The sequence below is a fragment of the Micromonospora sp. WMMD736 genome (genome assembly GCF_049179015.1).
Classification (GTDB): Bacteria; Actinomycetota; Actinomycetes; order Mycobacteriales; family Micromonosporaceae; genus Micromonospora.
In genome coordinates, this window is the sequence record NZ_JBMHMI010000001.1 from 4,259,134 (window position 1) to 4,275,694 (window position 16,561).

The 16,561-nt window shown below is 72.0% G+C and carries 18 protein-coding genes, 1 tRNA gene and 1 pseudogene; 6 read left to right on the top strand and 14 right to left on the bottom strand.

Annotated features, from left to right (window positions below; translation table 11 throughout):
• Positions 1-119 precede the first annotated feature (119 nt).
• Positions 120-830 (top strand): class I SAM-dependent methyltransferase, encoded by a 711-nt coding sequence (locus ACN269_RS19025; protein ID WP_421473699.1) that lies wholly within the window; start codon positions 120-122, stop codon positions 828-830.
• A 90-nt stretch (positions 831-920) separates the two neighbouring features.
• Here ACN269_RS19025 and ACN269_RS19030 read toward each other — a convergent pair whose 3' ends face one another.
• Positions 921-1,463, bottom strand: coding sequence for a YbhB/YbcL family Raf kinase inhibitor-like protein (locus ACN269_RS19030; protein WP_421473700.1), 543 nt, complete (start codon positions 1,461-1,463; stop codon positions 921-923).
• A 143-nt stretch (positions 1,464-1,606) separates the two neighbouring features.
• On the opposite strand from ACN269_RS19030, the gene ACN269_RS19035 reads away from it, so the two are divergent.
• Positions 1,607-1,762 carry a hypothetical protein gene (locus ACN269_RS19035; RefSeq protein WP_421473701.1) on the top strand — a complete coding sequence of 52 codons (156 nt, stop codon included), beginning with the start codon at positions 1,607-1,609 and terminating at the stop codon, positions 1,760-1,762.
• 10 nt (positions 1,763-1,772) lie between these two features.
• On the opposite strand, the gene ACN269_RS19040 is transcribed toward ACN269_RS19035, so the two are convergent.
• The 3 genes and pseudogenes from ACN269_RS19040 to ACN269_RS19050 all read right to left on the bottom strand — a co-directional run bounded on the left by ACN269_RS19040 (position 1,773) and on the right by ACN269_RS19050 (position 2,878).
• Positions 1,773-2,090: a hypothetical protein gene (locus ACN269_RS19040; protein WP_421473702.1), complete on the bottom strand. Its 318-nt coding sequence runs from the start codon at positions 2,088-2,090 to the stop codon at positions 1,773-1,775.
• A gap of 326 nt (positions 2,091-2,416) precedes the next feature.
• Positions 2,417-2,777 (bottom strand): annotated as a pseudogene (locus ACN269_RS19045) (XRE family transcriptional regulator); the annotation flags it as partial.
• A 14-nt stretch (positions 2,778-2,791) separates the two neighbouring features.
• A tRNA-Ser gene (locus ACN269_RS19050) sits at positions 2,792-2,878 on the bottom strand.
• 299 nt (positions 2,879-3,177) lie between these two features.
• Between ACN269_RS19050 and ACN269_RS19055 the strand changes: the two genes are divergently transcribed.
• Positions 3,178-4,155 carry an NAD(P)H-quinone oxidoreductase gene (locus tag ACN269_RS19055; RefSeq protein ID WP_421473703.1) on the top strand — a complete coding sequence of 326 codons (978 nt, stop codon included), beginning with the start codon at positions 3,178-3,180 and terminating at the stop codon, positions 4,153-4,155.
• Here the strand turns inward: ACN269_RS19055 and soxR are convergent.
• Both soxR and ACN269_RS19065 read right to left on the bottom strand, forming a co-directional pair.
• Entirely contained in the window at positions 4,138-4,593 is a 456-nt protein-coding gene (gene soxR, locus ACN269_RS19060) for a redox-sensitive transcriptional activator SoxR (RefSeq protein ID WP_421473704.1), read from the bottom strand. The genes ACN269_RS19055 and soxR overlap by 18 nt on opposite strands.
• Before the next feature lie 48 nt (positions 4,594-4,641).
• Positions 4,642-5,349 (bottom strand): glycosyltransferase family 2 protein, encoded by a 708-nt coding sequence (locus ACN269_RS19065; protein WP_355240514.1) that lies wholly within the window; start codon positions 5,347-5,349, stop codon positions 4,642-4,644.
• A gap of 124 nt (positions 5,350-5,473) precedes the next feature.
• Here ACN269_RS19065 and ACN269_RS19070 point away from each other — a divergent pair, with 124 nt between their 5' ends.
• Positions 5,474-7,711, top strand: a complete 2,238-nt coding sequence (locus ACN269_RS19070) for a hypothetical protein (protein ID WP_421473705.1) — start codon at positions 5,474-5,476, stop codon at positions 7,709-7,711.
• Positions 7,712-7,763: 52 nt separating this feature from the next.
• Here the strand turns inward: ACN269_RS19070 and ACN269_RS19075 are convergent, their stop codons facing one another.
• The 6 genes from ACN269_RS19075 to ACN269_RS19100 all read right to left on the bottom strand — a co-directional run bounded on the left by ACN269_RS19075 (position 7,764) and on the right by ACN269_RS19100 (position 13,499).
• Positions 7,764-8,357: a hypothetical protein gene (locus ACN269_RS19075; protein WP_421473706.1), complete on the bottom strand. Its 594-nt coding sequence runs from the start codon at positions 8,355-8,357 to the stop codon at positions 7,764-7,766.
• Positions 8,358-8,413: 56 nt separating this feature from the next.
• Positions 8,414-9,844, bottom strand: a complete 1,431-nt coding sequence (locus ACN269_RS19080; protein WP_421476424.1) for a histidine kinase dimerization/phospho-acceptor domain-containing protein — start codon at positions 9,842-9,844, stop codon at positions 8,414-8,416.
• Positions 9,845-9,872: 28 nt separating this feature from the next.
• Complete coding sequence (locus ACN269_RS19085; protein WP_396803362.1) at positions 9,873-10,565, bottom strand: response regulator transcription factor; 693 nt, start codon at positions 10,563-10,565, stop codon at positions 9,873-9,875.
• A 68-nt stretch (positions 10,566-10,633) separates the two neighbouring features.
• The gene (locus tag ACN269_RS19090) at positions 10,634-11,146 is read right to left on the bottom strand and encodes a hypothetical protein (protein WP_421473707.1); all 513 of its coding nucleotides are present in this window, start codon (positions 11,144-11,146) and stop codon (positions 10,634-10,636) included.
• A gap of 112 nt (positions 11,147-11,258) precedes the next feature.
• Complete coding sequence (locus tag ACN269_RS19095) at positions 11,259-12,272, bottom strand: phosphotransferase (RefSeq protein ID WP_421473708.1); 1,014 nt, start codon at positions 12,270-12,272, stop codon at positions 11,259-11,261.
• Positions 12,273-12,326: 54 nt separating this feature from the next.
• The gene (locus ACN269_RS19100) at positions 12,327-13,499 is read right to left on the bottom strand and encodes a thiolase family protein (RefSeq protein WP_421473709.1); all 1,173 of its coding nucleotides are present in this window, start codon (positions 13,497-13,499) and stop codon (positions 12,327-12,329) included.
• 184 nt (positions 13,500-13,683) lie between these two features.
• On the opposite strand from ACN269_RS19100, the gene ACN269_RS19105 reads away from it, so the two are divergent.
• Positions 13,684-14,112: a PH domain-containing protein gene (locus tag ACN269_RS19105; protein ID WP_421473710.1), complete on the top strand. Its 429-nt coding sequence runs from the start codon at positions 13,684-13,686 to the stop codon at positions 14,110-14,112.
• Here the strand turns inward: ACN269_RS19105 and ACN269_RS19110 are convergent.
• Together ACN269_RS19110 and ACN269_RS19115 are read right to left on the bottom strand one after the other, a co-directional pair.
• Complete coding sequence (locus tag ACN269_RS19110) at positions 14,105-15,022, bottom strand: rhomboid family intramembrane serine protease (protein WP_421473711.1); 918 nt, start codon at positions 15,020-15,022, stop codon at positions 14,105-14,107. The two genes, ACN269_RS19105 and ACN269_RS19110, sit on opposite strands and share 8 nt — an antisense overlap.
• Before the next feature lie 100 nt (positions 15,023-15,122).
• The gene (locus ACN269_RS19115) at positions 15,123-15,653 is read right to left on the bottom strand and encodes a peptidylprolyl isomerase (RefSeq protein WP_421473712.1); all 531 of its coding nucleotides are present in this window, start codon (positions 15,651-15,653) and stop codon (positions 15,123-15,125) included.
• 84 nt (positions 15,654-15,737) lie between these two features.
• Between ACN269_RS19115 and ACN269_RS19120 the strand changes: the two genes are divergently transcribed.
• Entirely contained in the window at positions 15,738-16,505 is a 768-nt protein-coding gene (locus ACN269_RS19120) for a hypothetical protein (protein ID WP_421473713.1), read from the top strand.
• Positions 16,506-16,561 lie beyond the last annotated feature (56 nt).

A 16,561-nucleotide genomic window follows, 5' to 3' on the forward strand; every position in this document is an offset into this window, starting at 1 on the left:
TGCCCATCCCCCGACCCGCAATTCGGCCAACAGCTCCCCGGATTCCGCTGCCATCCACGCGGATGATTCACTCTGTCGGTCCAGGCACGGGTCGAGTTCATATCGTGAGGAATCGACGCATGGCAGAAATCACTGGGGACCAGCGCGTCCAGTCCGAGGTGCTTGAGGGCCTGGCGATGGCCGTCAACCACCGTCGCTGGTTCGTCGAACTGGCGGTGCCGTACCTCGGTGACGACCCGATCGAGATCGGCAGCGGCCTCGGCGACTACGCGCTGGAATGGTCGCAGCGGCTGCCCCGGTTCACCGCCACGGAGGCCGACCCCGACCGGCTCGTGCAGCTCAAGGAGCGGCTCGCCGAGCAGCCGGGCGTCGACGTCCGACAGATGCTGCTGCCGCACAACGACCGGGGAAACTACAGCGCTGCGGTCTCGTACAACGTCCTGGAGCACATCGAGGACCACGTGGGCGCGCTAAAGAGCATGCGCGACCTGGTCCGCCCGGGCGGCGCGGTGATCATCATCGTGCCGGCGTTCCAGTTCGCCATGAGCCCGGCCGACATCGCCACCGGCCACGTCCGCCGCTACACGAAGAAGACGCTCGGTACGGCGATGACCGAGGCCGGCCTGACCGTAGAGAAGATCCACTACGCGAACGCGCTCGGGCTGATCGGCTACTTCATGGCCACCAAGGTCTTCCGGCTGATGCCGAAGGAAGGCCCCATGGTCAAGGTGTACGACACCCTGGTCCTGCCTGCCACCAAGGCCGCCGAGCAGCTCGTCCGCCCCCCGTTCGGCCAATCCGTCTTCGCGGTAGCCCGGGTCCCGGCCTAGTTTTCCGCCGATCTTGCACTTCCTGTTGCCGACACGTCCCTTGCATGGGGATATGTGAGCGCAGAAAGTGCAAGATCGACGCGGCCGGGGTTACTCCTTGATCTGGTACGTGGGGCGGATTACCGCCCTTGCCAGGGTGTGGAAGGTCAGGTTGAAGCCGACGTAGGCGGGGCTTGCGTCGGGGGTCAGGTCCAGGCGGTCGACGTCGAGGGCGTGCACCGCGAAGACGTACCGGTGGGGGCGGTCGCCGGGCGGCGGCGCCGCACCTCCGTAGCCCTGGTCGCCGTAGTCGTTACGGACGGAGAACGCCCCGCCGAGATCGGTGCCCGCCGCGCCGCCCGCGCCGGTGGGGAGCTGCGTGACGCCGGCCGGCACGTTCACCAGCACCCAGTGCCAGAAGCCGCTGCCGGTCGGCGCGTCCGGGTCGTAGCAGGTGACGGTGAAGCTCTTGGTCTCAGCGGGAAAGTCCGACCAGGTGAGCTGCGGCGAGACGTTCTCACCGCCGGTGCTGCCGTGCGCGTGCCGGACGTCCATCGGCTCGCCGTTCTGCACGTCGTCACTGGTCAGGGTGAACGACGGAACGGTCGGCAGCAGCTCGTACGGGTCCGGGGCGATCGGTCGTTCCAGGGTCATCGGGACGCGTCCTTCCGGAGTAGGCAGATACCTGCCTCTTCATACCCCTTTCCACGGCGTGGAACGACCGATTGGTCGGGGTGTGCCGGGTCACGGAGCGGAGGCTAGGGTGATGCCCCGGAAGCGTCCACGGGGGGAATTTCTTGCTCAGCATCTGGCGGGACTTTCTGGTCGCCGTGGTCGGCGCGCTACGCAAACCGGACGAACGGGCGCTCGCCGAGGAGCGCCGCCGTGCCGTCGAACGGCTCGCCGACACGACCATCCGCGAAGCCCGACGGAACGATCCCGAGGGTACGTAGCCGTCGGCTATCAACGGGCCCAGGAAACGAAGCGCTCGTACAGTTCGCCCGCCGGGATCGTCGGCAACTCCATCACAGCCACCGCGTGCAGGCTGCCCACGTACATGGACAGGCCGATCCGGTCCCGTCCGTAGGCCTCGGCCAAGCGGACTCGGGCCGGCGCACACGGCCATGGCGTGTCCTGATCACAGCTACGGCAGGTCCATCCCGGTCGGCGCGGCACGTGGAAATCTGCTAGCCGGCCATCCAGGGCGGCGGCGGCCCGCTCGCCCTGTGCCACTCGGGTTCGTGCCGCCGCCTTGGCTGTGGTGGGCACCTCCCCGATCATCGGCCCGCACCGGTTTCCGGCCGCCCGGCGGACTGCTCACGAGCCTGAGCCAGCAATCGCGTCCGCGCGGCTTCCTGCTCAGCCCGTTGGATCGCCGGACCGATGCCCGTCGGCGGTACGGCAAGCGACAGCCATCGGAATCTCCGGCGCAGCAATTTGAAAGGCCAAACCATCGTGGCGTCCTCCCGCCTCAGGGCGCGGCGTCCTGGCCGCTGCCCCTCCGGGTCAACGGCCAACCGCCACCACCTACTGCAATCGCGAGGACACGTTATGGAGTTAGACGGGCCGCAGAGGGTACGCGACGTACCCAGCGACAGGAGGTACCCCTAGAGTTCCGGCACCGCGATCCGGGTCTCCAACTGAATCGCCTCCGCGCGAAATCGCCGCCGGCGCCTCCCGAGCCAGCCGCCCCGCCAACTCCTGAGCCGCTGGCGAGTATCGAACGGTCTCCGGAGACGTGGTCTCGGCGAGAGTCAGCAGATGAAGCGTCGCCTCGCGCGCCCCTTCAAGATCGGCGGAGCGGGCAAGCTCAACGTAGTGTCGGCCGCGCCGCTCGGTCGACGGAATCGATGCTGGATCGAGCGAATGCGCACGCCTCTGGGCCTCGTCAGGATCTCCTAGGTCCACCGCGCACATCACGGCGTACACGTCGACCAACGGCCGCGAAACCCGGGTACGAAGGCCGACAATGTCCAGATGAGCGGAGGGTGTGGGATTCGAACCCACGAAGACATCGCTGCCTTACCGGTTTTCAAGACCAGCGCCATCGGCCACTAGGCGAACCCTCCCGGACCGGCACCCGTGGGTGCGCGGCCGTGAACAGTCTGCCACGGCACCCGCCGGCCGGCTCGCCGTCCCTCCCCGAAAAGGCCGGCCAGGCGGCAGCTCCAGGGTCCATTGTGGCGTTGATCGACTCGGGTTCCCTGAAGCCGGGGCATCCCGCGCGTCAGGATGCCCCGGTTTCCCGGAAGCCGAGTTGATCAAGCCGGCCACGGGCCGGACCAAGCCGGCCACGGCCGGACCGAGCCGCCGCACCGCCGCGAGGGGTACGTCTGCGGCGCGGAGCGCGACGGGTGAGACTGGGGGCATGCGAGCCATCACCGTTCCGCAGCCCGGTGGACCCGACGCGCTGGTCTGGGCCGAGGTGCCCGATCCCGAGCCCGGCCCGGGCGAGGTGATCGTCAGCGTCCGGGCCAGCGGGGTCAACCGCGCGGATCTGCTGCAACGGCAGGGGCACTATCCGCCGCCGCCGGGCGCGCCCGCGTACCTCGGTCTGGAGTGTTCGGGGGTGATCGACGCGGTCGGCCCGGAGGTGACCGGGTGGGCGGTCGGCCAGGAGGTCTGCGCGTTGCTGGCCGGCGGCGGGTATGCCGAGCGGGTCGCGGTGCCCGCCGGCCAGTTGCTGCCGGTGCCGGCCGGCGTGGACCTGGTCGACGCGGCGGCGCTGCCGGAGGTGGCCTGTACGGTCTGGTCGAACGTAGTGGGGGTGGGTCGGCTCGATGCGGGCGACACGCTGCTCGTGCACGGCGGGGGCAGTGGGATCGGCACGTTCGCGATCCAGTTCGGGGCGGCGCTCGGTGCCACGGTCCTGGCGACGGCCCGCACGGCGAAGCATGCCCGGCTGCGGGAGCTAGGTGCCGCGCACACGATCGACTATCGGGACCAGGACTTCGTCGAGGAGGTCCGCGAGGCCACCGACGGCCACGGCGCGGACGTCATCCTCGACATTCTGGGCGCGTCCTACCTGGGGCGGAACGTGGCAGCGCTGGCCACCGGCGGGCGGCTCGTGGTGATCGGGATGCAGGGGGGCCGCAAGGCCGAGCTGGATCTCGGCGCGTTGTTGGCCAAGCGGGCCAGCGTGTCGGCGACCGCGCTGCGCTCCCGGCCGCTGGGCGAGAAGGCGGCGATCGTCCGGGGCGTACGCGATGAGGTGTGGCCGTTGGTCGCGGCCGGCGCGGTCCGCCCGGTGGTGGACCGGCGGCTGCCGATGGCCGAGGCGGCCGAGGCGCACCGGCTGGTCGAATCGAGCGACCACGTCGGGAAGGTACTACTCACCCTCGGGTGAGGCGGGCGGCAGCAGGAGGCGGGCGCCCGGGCCCTGTGCGGCGAGGGTGTCGCCGGGGTTGTTGAGCATGCACCGTTGCAGCGACAGGCAGCCGCAGCCGATGCAGCCGTCGAGGTCGTCGCGGAGCTTGGTGAGCAGTCGGATCTTCTCGTCGAGCCGGCCGCGCCAGCTCGCGGAGAGACGCTCCCAGTCCTGCGGGCTGGGGGTGCGGCTGCCGGGCAGCGATTCCAGCGCCTCGCGGATCTCGTCGAGTGAGACGCCGACCTGCTGGGAGATCCGGATGAAGGCGACCCGCCGCAACTCGGCGCGGGCGTAGCGGCGCTGGTTGCCGCCGGTGCGGTCGGCGCGGATCAGGCCGAGTCGCTCGTAGTAGCGCAGCGCGGACGGAGCCACGCCGGAGCGTACGGACAGCTCACCGATCGTCAACGCGTCCTGCATCAGCGCATCCTTGAGTTGAAGTGGACTTCAACTCAAGGTTACCGGTGATCAGCGCGCGGACGAGACCGCCGGGCGGCGGCGTGCGCGCTCGCGACCGAGGATCCAGATCGCCTCGACGCCGTCCTTCCAGGTGATCTTCTTGCCCTCTTCGCGGCCCCGGGCCCGGTAGCTGATCGGCACCTCGTACGGGCGGATGCGGCGGCGCAGCAGCTTGCCGGTCACCTCGGCCTCCATGCCGAAGCCCCGCGAGCGCACCTCGAGGGACCGGTACAGCTCCACCGGCATCAGCTTGAAGCAGGTCTCCAGGTCACCGATGTACGAGTTGAACAGGACGTTCGCCGCCATCGTGACGCCCTTGTTGCCCATCACGTACCAGAAGCTGTAGGCGCTGTGGCTGCCGAACGTGCGATTGCCGTAGACGACCGTGGCCCGCCCGTCGAGCACCGGGGCGAGCAGCTTCGGGATGTCCTGCGGGTCGTATTCGAGGTCGGCGTCCAGGATGACCATGTATTCACCCTCGGCGCTGTCCACCGCCGTCTTGATGGCCGCGCCCTTACCCGCGTTGCGCTGGTGCGTGATCACCCGCAGGCGCGCGTCGTCGGCGCGACCGAGGACCTCGCCGGTGCCGTCGCGGCTGCCGTCGTCGACCACGACCAGCTCGATCTCGCAGGGGTAGTCCACCGCCAATGCCTGCTTGAGGGCATCCGCGATGCGTTCTTCCTCGTTGTAGACCGGCATGAGGATCGACAGCTTCACGGGAATCTCCACGGTGGCGACAACACGTCGGGCCTAGCCTAGCCTGGCTGGTCAGCCCAACGGTGGCCGCCACCGTCGGACAGCCGGCGTGGCGGTTTCAGCCCGATGGTGTTTACTTCCCGCCATGTCGGCTGCCGGCTCCCTGCTCGCGGTGCTTCCTGCCGCCTCGGTGCTCCTGCTCACTGTCGCGTCGACGCCGCGCGGGACGGCTGCGGTAGCCCCGTCCCGGCTCGCCGCGGTACGCGCCGCACTGCTCACCGGGGCGTACGCGGTGCTCGTCGTCGAGGTGCTCGGCGCGCTGCACGCGCTGACCCGGCCGGCGTTCGTCGCCGCCTGGCTGATCTTCCTCCTCGCCGCCGCGACGGCGGTGGCGCTGCGCCGGCGGCGGGACACCCCGGCCGCCCGCCCGAGCGCCGCGACGCCGCGCCCGGTGCCGGTGGGCACGGCGGTGCCCGCCGGCACCACCCCGGACACACCCGCCCCGGCCGTCGACCACGACCTGGTGGGCGGGCGCGACGCCGCACCGACCCGGACCCAGGGAGTACGCGCCAGACTGCTCGCCCGGGTAACCGAGAGCTGGCGTACGGCGGGTCGGGGCGAGCGGCTGCTCGCGGGCGGCGTCGGCGGCCTGGTGCTGGTGGAGTTGCTGATCGCGCTGCTGGCGGAGCCGAACAACTTCGACTCGCAGACGTACCACCTGCCGAAGGTCGAGCACTGGGTGGCCCAGGGCGACCTCGACTTCTGGCCCACCGCCATCCACCGGCAGGTGACCATCCCGCCCGGCGCGGAGTACCTCCTCCTGCACCTGCGCCTGCTCACCGGTTCCGACGTGCTGCACAACCTGGTGCAGTGGGCCGCCGGAGTGCTCTGCCTCCTGGTGGCCGCCCGGATCACCGCGCAGCTCGGAGGCGGCCGGCGAGCCCAGTTGATCACCGCGTTCGTGCTGGCCAGCACCCCGATGGTCGCGCTACAGGCGACCAGCACGCAGACCGACCTGGTCTGTGCGGCGTGGGTGGCGTGCGCGGCGACCCTCGCGCTTGACGGTCTGCGCCGACGCACCGGCTGGGGAACCGTACTCGGCCTGGGCGCGGCCACCGGGTTGACCGCCGTGACGAAGACCAGTGGCCTGATCGCGGTGGGTCCGCTGCTGGTGCTCTGGGGCCTGGCCCAGCTCCGGCTGGCCCTGGCGGCTCGGCCATCAGCCGCTGAACCGGCGGGTCAGACGGCGAGCGTGGCGACGGCGGGTCGAGCGCCGACCGTCGGGGCGGCGGCCGCTCGGGTGCGGCCGGTGTTCCGGGTCGTCGGCGGTTCGGTGCTGATCCTGGCGGTCGCGGCGCTTGTCGTCGGCCCGTTCCTGGCCCGGGTGACGGCCGAGTTCGGGCACCCGTTGGGCCCGCCCCGACTACGCGAGTCGATCCCGATGGAACGGCACGACCCGGCCTCGATCCTGGTCAACGCGCTGCGCATCGGGCACACCGCGTTCGACACGCCGATCGCGCCGCTCCGGGTCGCGGGCGCGGACGCGATCATCGGCGGCGCGGAGGCGATCGGCGTAGACCCCCAGGACCGGGCGATCACCTTCGGCCGGGAGGTGTTCCCGGTGCCCGCCTGGTATCCGGACGAGGATCGGGTGGCGTTCCCGATCGCCGGGTCGCTGGCGCTGATCGGAGCGCTGGTCGCCCTCGTCCGCCCGCGCCGGATCGATCCCGTGCAGGCCGGGCCGCTGCGGGCGTACGCCGTGGTGGTGCTGGCCGCCGTGCTGCTGCACACCTCGATGATCAAGTGGCAGCCGTGGGGCAACCGACTGATCCTCTACGCCCTGGTGCTCGCCGTCCCGCTCGCCGGCGTGTGGCTGGACTCGGTGCTGCGGCGTGGCGGCGACCAACCGGGGCGGGGGCGACGAACGGTGGCCGCCGTGGCGGTCGTCGTCGTGCTCGCCACATCGGCGCTGGCCGGGGTGCTCGCGCTGTCGTACGGCTTTCCGCGCCGGCTGGTCGGCACCGGGTCGGTCTTCACCACCTCGGACTGGGACACCCGATTCCTGCGGCGGCCCGAGTGGGCCGACGAGTTCCGCTGGGCCGCGGCGGCGGTCCGCGACAGCGGCGCGCGCCGGATCGGTCTGGTCGAGCGGAACGACGACTGGGAGTACCCGTGGTGGCTGCTGCTGCGCCAACCGGACGGCAGCTCGCCGGATCTGGTGTCGTTGCAGTCGGTGCTGCCGGAGCGACCGCCGGCCGACCCGGCCTCGGTGGACGCGATCGTCTGCACCGGCAGCCGACCGACCTGCGCCAAGCTGGTCCCGGCCGGGTGGCGGTTGGAGTTCCGCGACTACGTCGGCTACGCCCTACCGCCGGGCCGCTGAGACGACGGCAGGCGAGGGCCCCGCACGTACGGCGTGCGGGGCCCTCGCCTGCCTACTTGGCGCGCGGGACGAGGACGAGCCGGGCGACGCCCTTGTCCCCGTCCTTGGTGCCGGCGACGCCGACCGTGGTGCCGACCTTCACCTCGCTGGGCTGCACCGTCGACCGCTTCTCGACGACGCGTAGGTCGTCGCCGAACGTCCAGGTCATCGTGAAGCCGTCGGTGGACTTGACGGTCATCGAGTCGCCGTCGACGGCGGTCACCGCACCGCGCTGGACGGCGACGGTCTGCGTACCGTTCTCCTTGGTCTGCACCACCGCCTCGCCGTGCAGGGTGTTCTTCCGCAGCAGCACGCGGGCCTGGCGACGCTTGCGCCACTCCTCGCCCCGCTTGTGCTTGCCCTTGTCGGCCGCCGTGGGGGAGGGCTCGGGCGTCGCCGGGGCGGCGACGGTCTGCACGTCCAGGTCGGCGGCGTCGAAGCCCATCGCGGTGAGCGCCTGACCCTCCACCCCCATCGCGGCGGCGACCTCGACCGCCGCGTCCCGCGCGGGCTGGCTGGCCACCTCGGCCGCGCCGCACCCGCTGACGCCGAGCGCCACCGCCGCGAACAGTGCCGTGGTGCCGGTGACGAATCCCCAACGTGGCATGACTCTCCCTCTCGTCCGTGGAGCCCTCAGCCTTGCCGGAAAGGACGAGCGGACCGTCAGGCCGATGTTCGGGTCCGGTAAGGATCACCGGGCAGCCGGACCGTGAAGGCGGCCCCACCCTCGGGCGCGTGACCCGCGACGATCTCCCCGCCGAGCCGGCGCACCAACCCGGCGGCGAGCGCCAGACCGAGCCCGCTGCCCACCTTGCGCACCCCCCGGTACCGCTCGTGCAGCGCCCCGCGCTCGAACGCCACCGCCAGGTCGTCGTCGGTGAAGCCGGGCCCGCCGTCACGGATCTCCAGCACACCGCCGGCCGCCGGGTCCGCGCCGACCGGCCGGACCGCGAGCACCACGGGCGCACCCGGGGGTACGACCCGCAGCGCGTTCTCCAACAGCCCGTCCAGCACCTGCCGGATCCGACCCGGATCGGTGTACGCGGACACCGGCCCACCGGGCGTCTCCAGGCGGAACGGCACACCGACCGCGGCACACCGACCGGACCAGGTGGGCTCGGCGTCGGCGGCCAGTCGGGTCAGGTCGACGGGTACCGGCTCCAGCGGGAAGTCGGCGGCCTCCAACCGGGCCAGCGCCAACAGGTCGCCGATCAGCCGATCGAGGTGCTGGGCCTCGGCCAGCATGGTCCGGCCGGTGTCGGCGCTGCCGTCCGCGTCGATGACCCCGTCGGCCAGCGCCTCGGCGTACCCCCGGATCGCGGTCAGCGGGGTGCGCAGCTCGTGCGACACGGACAGGAGGAACTCGCGCTGCCGACCCTCGCTGGTGGTCAGCGCGGCAGCCAGACCGTTCAACGCCTCGGCCAGGTCGGCGACCTCGTCCGGCGGTTCGACCGGCACCCGTACGGCACGGTCCCCGGCGCGCAACCGGGCGGCGGCGGTGGCCGCGACACGGATCGGCCGGGCCAGCCGGCGGGCCAACAGGAGACCGGCCACCACACCGGCGGCCAGCCCGGCCAGCAGGGGCAGCCACAGGCTGAGCAGCACCTGCGCCCACAGCCCGTCCGACGTGGCGCGGGAGAGCACCACCCCGTTGCCGCCGGGCAGCGCCCGGCCCTCCACCAGGGCGCGGTGACCGTTGACCGACCGGCGGGCCGACACGTTGCGGCCCTGCCCGATCCGCTGCACCACGCGCGGCGGCAGGCCCGAACGGTCGACGGTCCCGTGCCGGATCAGGTACGCGTCGATGCCCTGGTCACGGAGTTGCTGGATGAGCCGCTCCTCGTCGGCGGCGCGTCCCCGGTCCAACCGGGTCCGCAGCACCTCGGCGGCGAGTCGCGCCTGGGCGGCGAGGGCGTCCTGATCGCGTCGCTCCGCGCCCCGGATCGCCAGCGGCACGGCGACGATCGCCGTGACGAGCACCGACACCAGTGCCACCGCACAGGTGACCAGCACCGCGCGGGCGGTCAGGGTCCGGCCGAACCGGTTGCGTCCCGGCCGCGCCGGGGGGCGCGCGTCGACGAGTGGCAGCGCCATGGTCGGCGACTCGGCGCGTACCGGCTGTTCAGGCATCGACCGCGTACCCCACGCCGCGGTGGGTGCGGATGACGCTGGCCGGGCCGAGCTTCGCGCGTACCTGGGCGACGTGCACGTCCACGGTCCGGGTGCCGGCGTGCGCGGCGTATCCCCAGACCCCGGCCAGCAACTCCTCGCGGGTGAAGACCCGCCCCGGCCGGGCCATGAGGTGTGCCAGCAGGTCGAATTCGGTCGAGGTGAGCTGCACCGGTACGCCCCCGGCGGTGACCGTCCGGCGGGCCGGGTCGAGGGTCACCGGGCCGACGACGCGCGGGCGTTCGGCGCCCTCCGGTCCACCGGCGCTGCGGCGCAGCACGGCGCGTACCCGGGCGACAAGCTCGCGCGGGCTGAACGGCTTCGTCACGTAGTCGTCGGCGCCCAGTTCCAGCCCGACGATCCGGTCGACCTCGTCGTCGCGGGCGGTGAGGAAGATGACCGGCGTCCAGTCGCCGGCCTCGCGCAGCCGTCGGCAGATCTCGGTGCCCGGCAGGCCGGGCAGGGCGATGTCCAGGACGCAGGCCACCGGGCGCAACCGGCGGGCGGCGTTCAGGCCGGCCTCACCGTCGCGTTCGAGGTGGACGCCGAACCCGTCGCGGCCGAGGTAGAGCCGGACCAGGTCGGCGATGGCCGGCTCGTCCTCGACCACGAGGACGAGCCCGCGGTGCGGCGTTTCCAGAGTCACCGGCTCATGATTGCCGACCCGGTGGCCCGGCGCGATCGCTGCGTGTTCGAGTTCGGTAAAGGCCGGCGTCAGTGTGCGACGGCGGCACGGAACACGCTGGACCGTACGGGGGCCGGCGTGTCGCCGATGGTGGCGAGAACCCGTTCGCGGGGTGCCCGCAGACGGGTCCGGAAGGCGTGGTTGAGCAGCGCGTCGAGCTGCCACACCTGCTTCGGGTGGCTGGTGCGGATGAGGAACCGCTCGCGGATCCCGTCGATCGCCGTCGCGGCCAGCTCGACCGAGTGCAGCCGCGGGTCGGGACTCCACGTGACGTTGCTCAGCTCGCGCAGCTCGGTGTTGAGGTGCAGGCGCAGTCGGTGCAGGAGTCGGGTCTGCTGGGTCACCACCAGTCGGCGATGGGTGAGCAGCAGCAGGTAGTCGCCGGTGACCGGACGGTCGGGGCGGCTGCAACGGGTGACGAGGATGGTCGCGTCACCGGAGCCGACGCAGCGGCGGAACACCGGCATGTGCCGGCTCACGGTCTGCACGGCGAGGCCGGCCTCGGTGGCGGCCGGGAGGAACGTTCGGGAGAAGACGTCCATGACCTGCCCAACGACCTCCCGGGCGGGGTGACGTGGGTCACGGCAAACTTTTGGAAGTTCCACGCCGGACCGTCGCACTGCCTGTCCGATTTCCGACCCGGACGGATCCCGGTCAGCTTTCCGGCTGAAGCGGGGTAGCGGCGAACAGTTCGGCGAGCCAGCCCGGCACCGCCTCGGCGTACTCCGCGCGGCCCGGGTCGGTCGTGTCGAGTGCCCGCCGCCAGGAGAGCGACCGGCTCACCGCGCCCAGGTTCATCGCCAGGTCGGCGGCCTCGACGAGGGTGCGGCGGTCGTAGCGGTCGGTCCACGCCTCCAGATAGGCGTCGCGCAGCCGGGCCAGGCTGGCGTCGTCCGCGGACAACGCGGTGGCGTACCGGATGGACCGCAGGGTCACCAGCAGCGTGCCGAACGGGTGCGCCACCGAGGCGTCGCCCCAGTCGAAGTAGCGGTACCCGGCCGACCCGACGAAGATGTTGCCGTCGTGCAGGTCGTCGTGCTGCACGGTCGCCTCGATGCCGATGTCCGCGAGCCGACGGCACCGCCGGGCGTACGCCGGAACCTCCGCCCGCAACCGCTCGTACGTCTCGACGGTCAGTCCGCCCTCCGCGCCGACGCGCAGCGACTCGGAATCGTCGAGCAGGTCGGCGAGCAGTCCGGCCAGCGCCTCCGGACGGTGGTCCGGCACGCCGAGGGCGACCAGCTCGTCGCCGAGCGACGCGGTGGCGAGTTGCAGCGCCGCGTACCCGGGCAGGGCCCGCTCCCAGTGCGTCAGGTCGGGGTCGCGGCCCAGCACGTCGCGCAGCGACTCCCCACCGTCGGGAAGCAGCGACCAGCCCCGCTCCCGGTCCACCCCGATCGGGGTGAGCACCCGCTCCGGCGTCAACGCGGCCAGCGTCGCGATCAGGACCGCCTCGTGCGTCGTACCGGAGTTGTTGGCCTTGAACCAGACCGGCCCCTCGTCGGTCGGCATCCGCCAGACCAGCGACCAGGGCCGGACCCGGGACTCGACCGGGCCACTGACCCGCCGGCCGGCACCGGCAAGCTGCTCGTCGACCCATGACCGGGCCTGCTGCTGCCACTGCACGCTGGACCAGTCGGGAGCGCGCTCGTCGGCGATCGTCGTCACGAGGGGCACCCTAGGCGGCGTGCCCGCCGTAGGCGAGACCATTCCCGCCCGGCGTCAGACCAACTCGACGATCGTCGCGTTGGCCATGCCGCCGCCCTCGCACATGGTCTGCAGGCCGTAGCGGATGCCGTTGTCCCGCATGTGCGCCAGCATCGACGTCATGATCCGGGCGCCGGAGCCACCGAGCGGATGGCCGAGGGCGATCGCCCCGCCCCGCGGGTTCAGCCGCTCCGGGTCCGCCTCGGTCTCCGCCAGCCAGGCCAGCGGTACGGGGGCGAACGCCTCGTTCACCTCGTACACCCCGATCTCCTCGATGCCCAGCCCCGCGCGGCGCAGCGCCTTCGCGGTGGCCGGGATGGGCGCGGTGAGCATGGTGACCGGATCGTCGGCGGCGACCACGGCGGTGTGGATGCGGGCCAGCGGGCGCAGTCCGTGCCGGCTGGCCCAGTCGGACGTGGTCACGGCGAGCGCGGCGGCGCCGTCGGAGATCTGCGACGCGGACCCGGCGGTGACCACGCCGTCGGCGCGGAACGGGGTGGCCAGCTCGCCGAGCTTCTCCAACGAGGTCTCCCGACGGATGCCCTCGTCGGCGGCGAACGTGCCGCCGTCGGCGAGCGGCACCGGGGTCAGCTCCGGGTCGAACGCGCCGGCGTCCTGTGCGGCGGCTGCCTTCTCATGGCTGGCCAGCGCGAACTCGTCCAGTTGCGTCCGCGAGAGCCGCCACCGCTGGGCGATCAGCTCGGCACCGACGCCCTGGTTGAACGGGAGCGGCGCGTCGTCCGCGAAGCCCTCCACGCCCCGGTAGCGGGCGCGGAGCTGGTCGCTGAACGGCAGGCCGTCCGCCACGCTGGAACCCATCGGCACCCGGGTCATCGACTCCACCCCACCGGCAACCACCAGGTCGGCCTGGCCGGAGAGCACGGTCGCGGCGGCGAAGTGCAGGGCCTGCTGGCTGGAGCCGCACTGCCGGTCGAGCGTGGTGCCGGGCACCGCCTCCGGCCAACCGGCGGCGAGGACGGCGTTGCGGGCGATGTTCCACGACTGCTCGCCGACCTGGGACACGCAGCCCCAGAAGACGTCGTCGACCTGCGCCGGGTCCAGCCCGGTGCGCTCGGCGAGGGCGCGCAGCACGTGCGCCGACAGGTCGACCGGGTGGACCCCGGCGAGACCGCCCTTGCGTCGCCCGACCGGGGTGCGTACCGCGCCGACGATGACCGCGTCACTCATGTTTACTCCCCGGTAACTTGGCTGTCCCGATCCTACGCTGACGCGGCGGGCCGCCGCCCACCCCTCTCCGGCGTCGATCATGGAGTGGTGGTGGGGAGAAGTTTCCACTTCGCACCATTTGTGGCGCACCACAACTCCATGATCGACGGCAGCGGGCGGCCAGGGCTGCTGGCATGCTGGGCGGGTGGATGACATCACCGGACCCCGGCAGTGGCGGGTGCCGTCGACCCTGCCGGTGGCGAAGCTGGCCGGTGCCGTTCTGCTGATCGCACTCGGTCTGCTCTTCGCCGACGGTGACCCGGTGCGGCTGGTCGTGGCCGCCGTGGCCGCCGTCGCGCTGGCCGTCTGGGCGGTACGCGACCTGGTGGCGCCGGTCCGGCTGGCGGTCGACCCGGCGGGGCTCACCGTCATCCGCGGCTTCGCCGGCCGGCGGCTGCTGCCCTGGTCGACGGTCGAGGCGATCAGGGTGGACCGCCGCCAGCGGCTGGGGTTGACCGGCGAGATCCTGGAGATCGACGCGGGCGAGTCGCTGCACCTGTTCGGCAGGTACGACCTGGGGGCCACCCCGGAAGAGGTGGCCGGGGCGCTGCGGGCGGCCCGCCCGGTCAGTTGAGCAGTTGCGCGGTTCGGAAGATCACCAGGGCGAGCAGGATCAGCACGATGATCGCGCCACCGGCGACCTGCACCAGCGTGCGCCGCTCCCGTGGCGCGTACGCGAGCACCGCCGCCATCGCCGCGCCGACCACCAGGCCACCGATGTGCCCGGATTTCGAGATGCTCTGCACGGCGAAGGTGAAGACAAGGTTGACGACGAGGAGCGGCACGATCGCCGAGGTGTTCAGGCCGAGACGGCGCATGATCACGAAGATCGCGGCGAAGAGTCCGAAGGTGGCCGTCGACGCGCCGACAGTCGGGCCTTCGTTGGGTCTACTGAACAGGAAGACGGCGACATTGCCCCCGATTCCCGCGATCAGATAGAGGGCGAGGAAGCGGGCGCGCCCGAGCACGCCCTCCAGCTCCCGGCCGAGTACCCACAGCGCCCACATGTTCAGCAGCAGGTGGAACACGCCGTAGTGCAGGAACATGGCGGTGACCAGGCGGTACCACTCACCGGCCGCGACACCGTGCACCGGCTCGAAGGCAACGTACGAGGCGTAGCCGAGCACGCCCCCCCAGCGGGTCAGCGGCGTTCCGTCGCCGGCCAGCCCGCCGAGGCCGGAGCCGCCCACCACCGCGGTCAAGGACCGGGCGGAGGCGACGGAGAGCACGAAGAACAACACGTTCAGCGCGATGAGCGCCTTGGTGACGTAGCCGTGCCGGCCGGCGGCACCGCCACCGAAGGCGGTACGCGCCGGCCGGACACTACGACGACCCTCGTCGACGCACTCCGGGCACTGGTGCCCGACGGACGCCTCCCGCATGCACTCCGGACAGATCGGCCGATCGCAGCGGGTGCACCGGACGTAGGTCTCCCGACCGGGGTGCCGGTAGCAGACCGGGGTGGTCGGTGGGGACTCGCTCACCGGGTCGGCCCTCCATCCGCCACCGCGCGACACACCGACGCCGGCCGGCGCGGTGCTCCGGAGCGCTCAATCATGCGAGCAAAGGTACCTCGCGGTGTCGTCAGGCAGCGGACCGCTCGATCTCGACCCGCTCGATGACGACGTCCTGCAGCGGACGGTCACTCGGGCCGGTCGGGGTGTTCGCGATCGAGTCGACGACCTTCACCGACTCCTCGTCGGCGACCTGGCCGAAGATGGTGTGCCGGTTGTTGAGGTGCGGCGTCGGGGACACGGTGATGAAGAACTGCGAACCGTTGGTGCCCGGTCCGGCGTTCGCCATCGCCAGCAGGTAGGGACGGTCGAACCGCAGCTCCGGGTGGAACTCGTCGGCGAACTTGTAGCCCGGCCCGCCCCGACCGGTGCCGGTCGGGTCGCCCATCTGGACCATGAAACCGCTGATCACACGGTGCGAGATGGTGCCGTCGTAGTACGGCCCGTTGCCCGGCTGGCCGGTGCGCGGGTCGGTGTACTCCCGGTTGCCCTCAGCCAGGTCGACGAAGTTGCGGACGGTCTTCGGCGCGTGGTTCGGGAAGAGCTCCAGCCGGATCGGGCCAGCGTTGGTGTGCAGGGTGGCGTAGACAGCCTCGGCCACGGGTACTCCTCACTCGTTGGTCAGTTCCATGCGGATCCTCCCATGTGCCCGATCTGGCATCGCGGAGGCATCCGAAGGTGGAGGATGACGAAGGAACAACTCCCAGGAGGTAGGACCGTGTTTGGAATCGGGCGGCGTAAGTCCCAGGGCCAGCTCGCCAAGGCAGAGCTGAACCAGAGCATCAGCCACCTGATGCAGGCAGCCAACCACGCCGCCAAGGGCGCCGGCGCGTCGGTCGGCCCGCGGGTGCAGGCGGCCCGGGGCTACGTCGGGCCGGCCGCGGTGAAGGTGCGCGACCGCGCGTCGACCGGTTGGGGGACGACACTCACCACGCTGGCACCACTGGCCGCGGCGGCTCGTGACGGCGCCGCGCAAGCAGGGCCGCTGACCAGGAAGGCCAAGTCGAAGACCATGCGGATCACGGGGAAGAAGAAGCAGCCGCGCCGTCGCGGCTCGAAGATGACCGGCCTGCTGGCCGCGGGCGCCATCGCCGGCCTGGTCGGCGCGGTCGCGCTGCGCCGCCGCCGCGAGCAGCAGGAGTGGGCCGAGTACGACCCGACCCGCACGCTGGAGCCGATGCGCAACGAGGTCGACTCGATCGAGGTGCGTACCCCGTCCGCGACCAAGGGGTCCGACGGGTCCGCCATCTCCGGGATGACCGGCGCGGGCAGCTCGGCGGTGGCCGGCGGCGCCAGCGCCAGCACCACCACCACGCCGAAGCCGACCGGTGTGCGTCCGACCGACAAGGTTCCCTCGGTCGCCGAGGGCGCCAAGGACGTGTCGGGACGCCCGGCCGACGACCTCACCAAGGCGCTGGGCAAGGACACGGCCCGGACCAACGGCCGCCGCTGACCCCTACAGCAACGCGACGAGCGCCGGCGACGCGGGCTTGCCCCCCGCGCGCCGGC

Coding starts and splice junctions, on each gene's coding strand:
- ACN269_RS19025 (WP_421473699.1), top strand. CDS start 120: ATGGCAGAAATCACTGGGGACCAGCGCGTCCAGTCCGAGGTGCTTGAG.
- ACN269_RS19040 (WP_421473702.1), bottom strand. CDS start 2,090: ATGATCGGGGAGGTGCCCACCACAGCCAAGGCGGCGGCACGAACCCGA.
- ACN269_RS19070 (WP_421473705.1), top strand. CDS start 5,474: ATGTCGGCTGCCGGCTCCCTGCTCGCGGTGCTTCCTGCCGCCTCGGTG.
- ACN269_RS19030 (WP_421473700.1), bottom strand. CDS start 1,463: ATGACCCTGGAACGACCGATCGCCCCGGACCCGTACGAGCTGCTGCCG.
- ACN269_RS19075 (WP_421473706.1), bottom strand. CDS start 8,357: ATGCCACGTTGGGGATTCGTCACCGGCACCACGGCACTGTTCGCGGCG.
- soxR (WP_421473704.1), bottom strand. CDS start 4,593: ATGCAGGACGCGTTGACGATCGGTGAGCTGTCCGTACGCTCCGGCGTG.
- ACN269_RS19080 (WP_421476424.1), bottom strand. CDS start 9,844: ATGGCGCTGCCACTCGTCGACGCGCGCCCCCCGGCGCGGCCGGGACGC.
- ACN269_RS19055 (WP_421473703.1), top strand. CDS start 3,178: ATGCGAGCCATCACCGTTCCGCAGCCCGGTGGACCCGACGCGCTGGTC.
- ACN269_RS19090 (WP_421473707.1), bottom strand. CDS start 11,146: ATGGACGTCTTCTCCCGAACGTTCCTCCCGGCCGCCACCGAGGCCGGC.
- ACN269_RS19100 (WP_421473709.1), bottom strand. CDS start 13,499: ATGAGTGACGCGGTCATCGTCGGCGCGGTACGCACCCCGGTCGGGCGA.
- ACN269_RS19120 (WP_421473713.1), top strand. CDS start 15,738: ATGACGAAGGAACAACTCCCAGGAGGTAGGACCGTGTTTGGAATCGGG.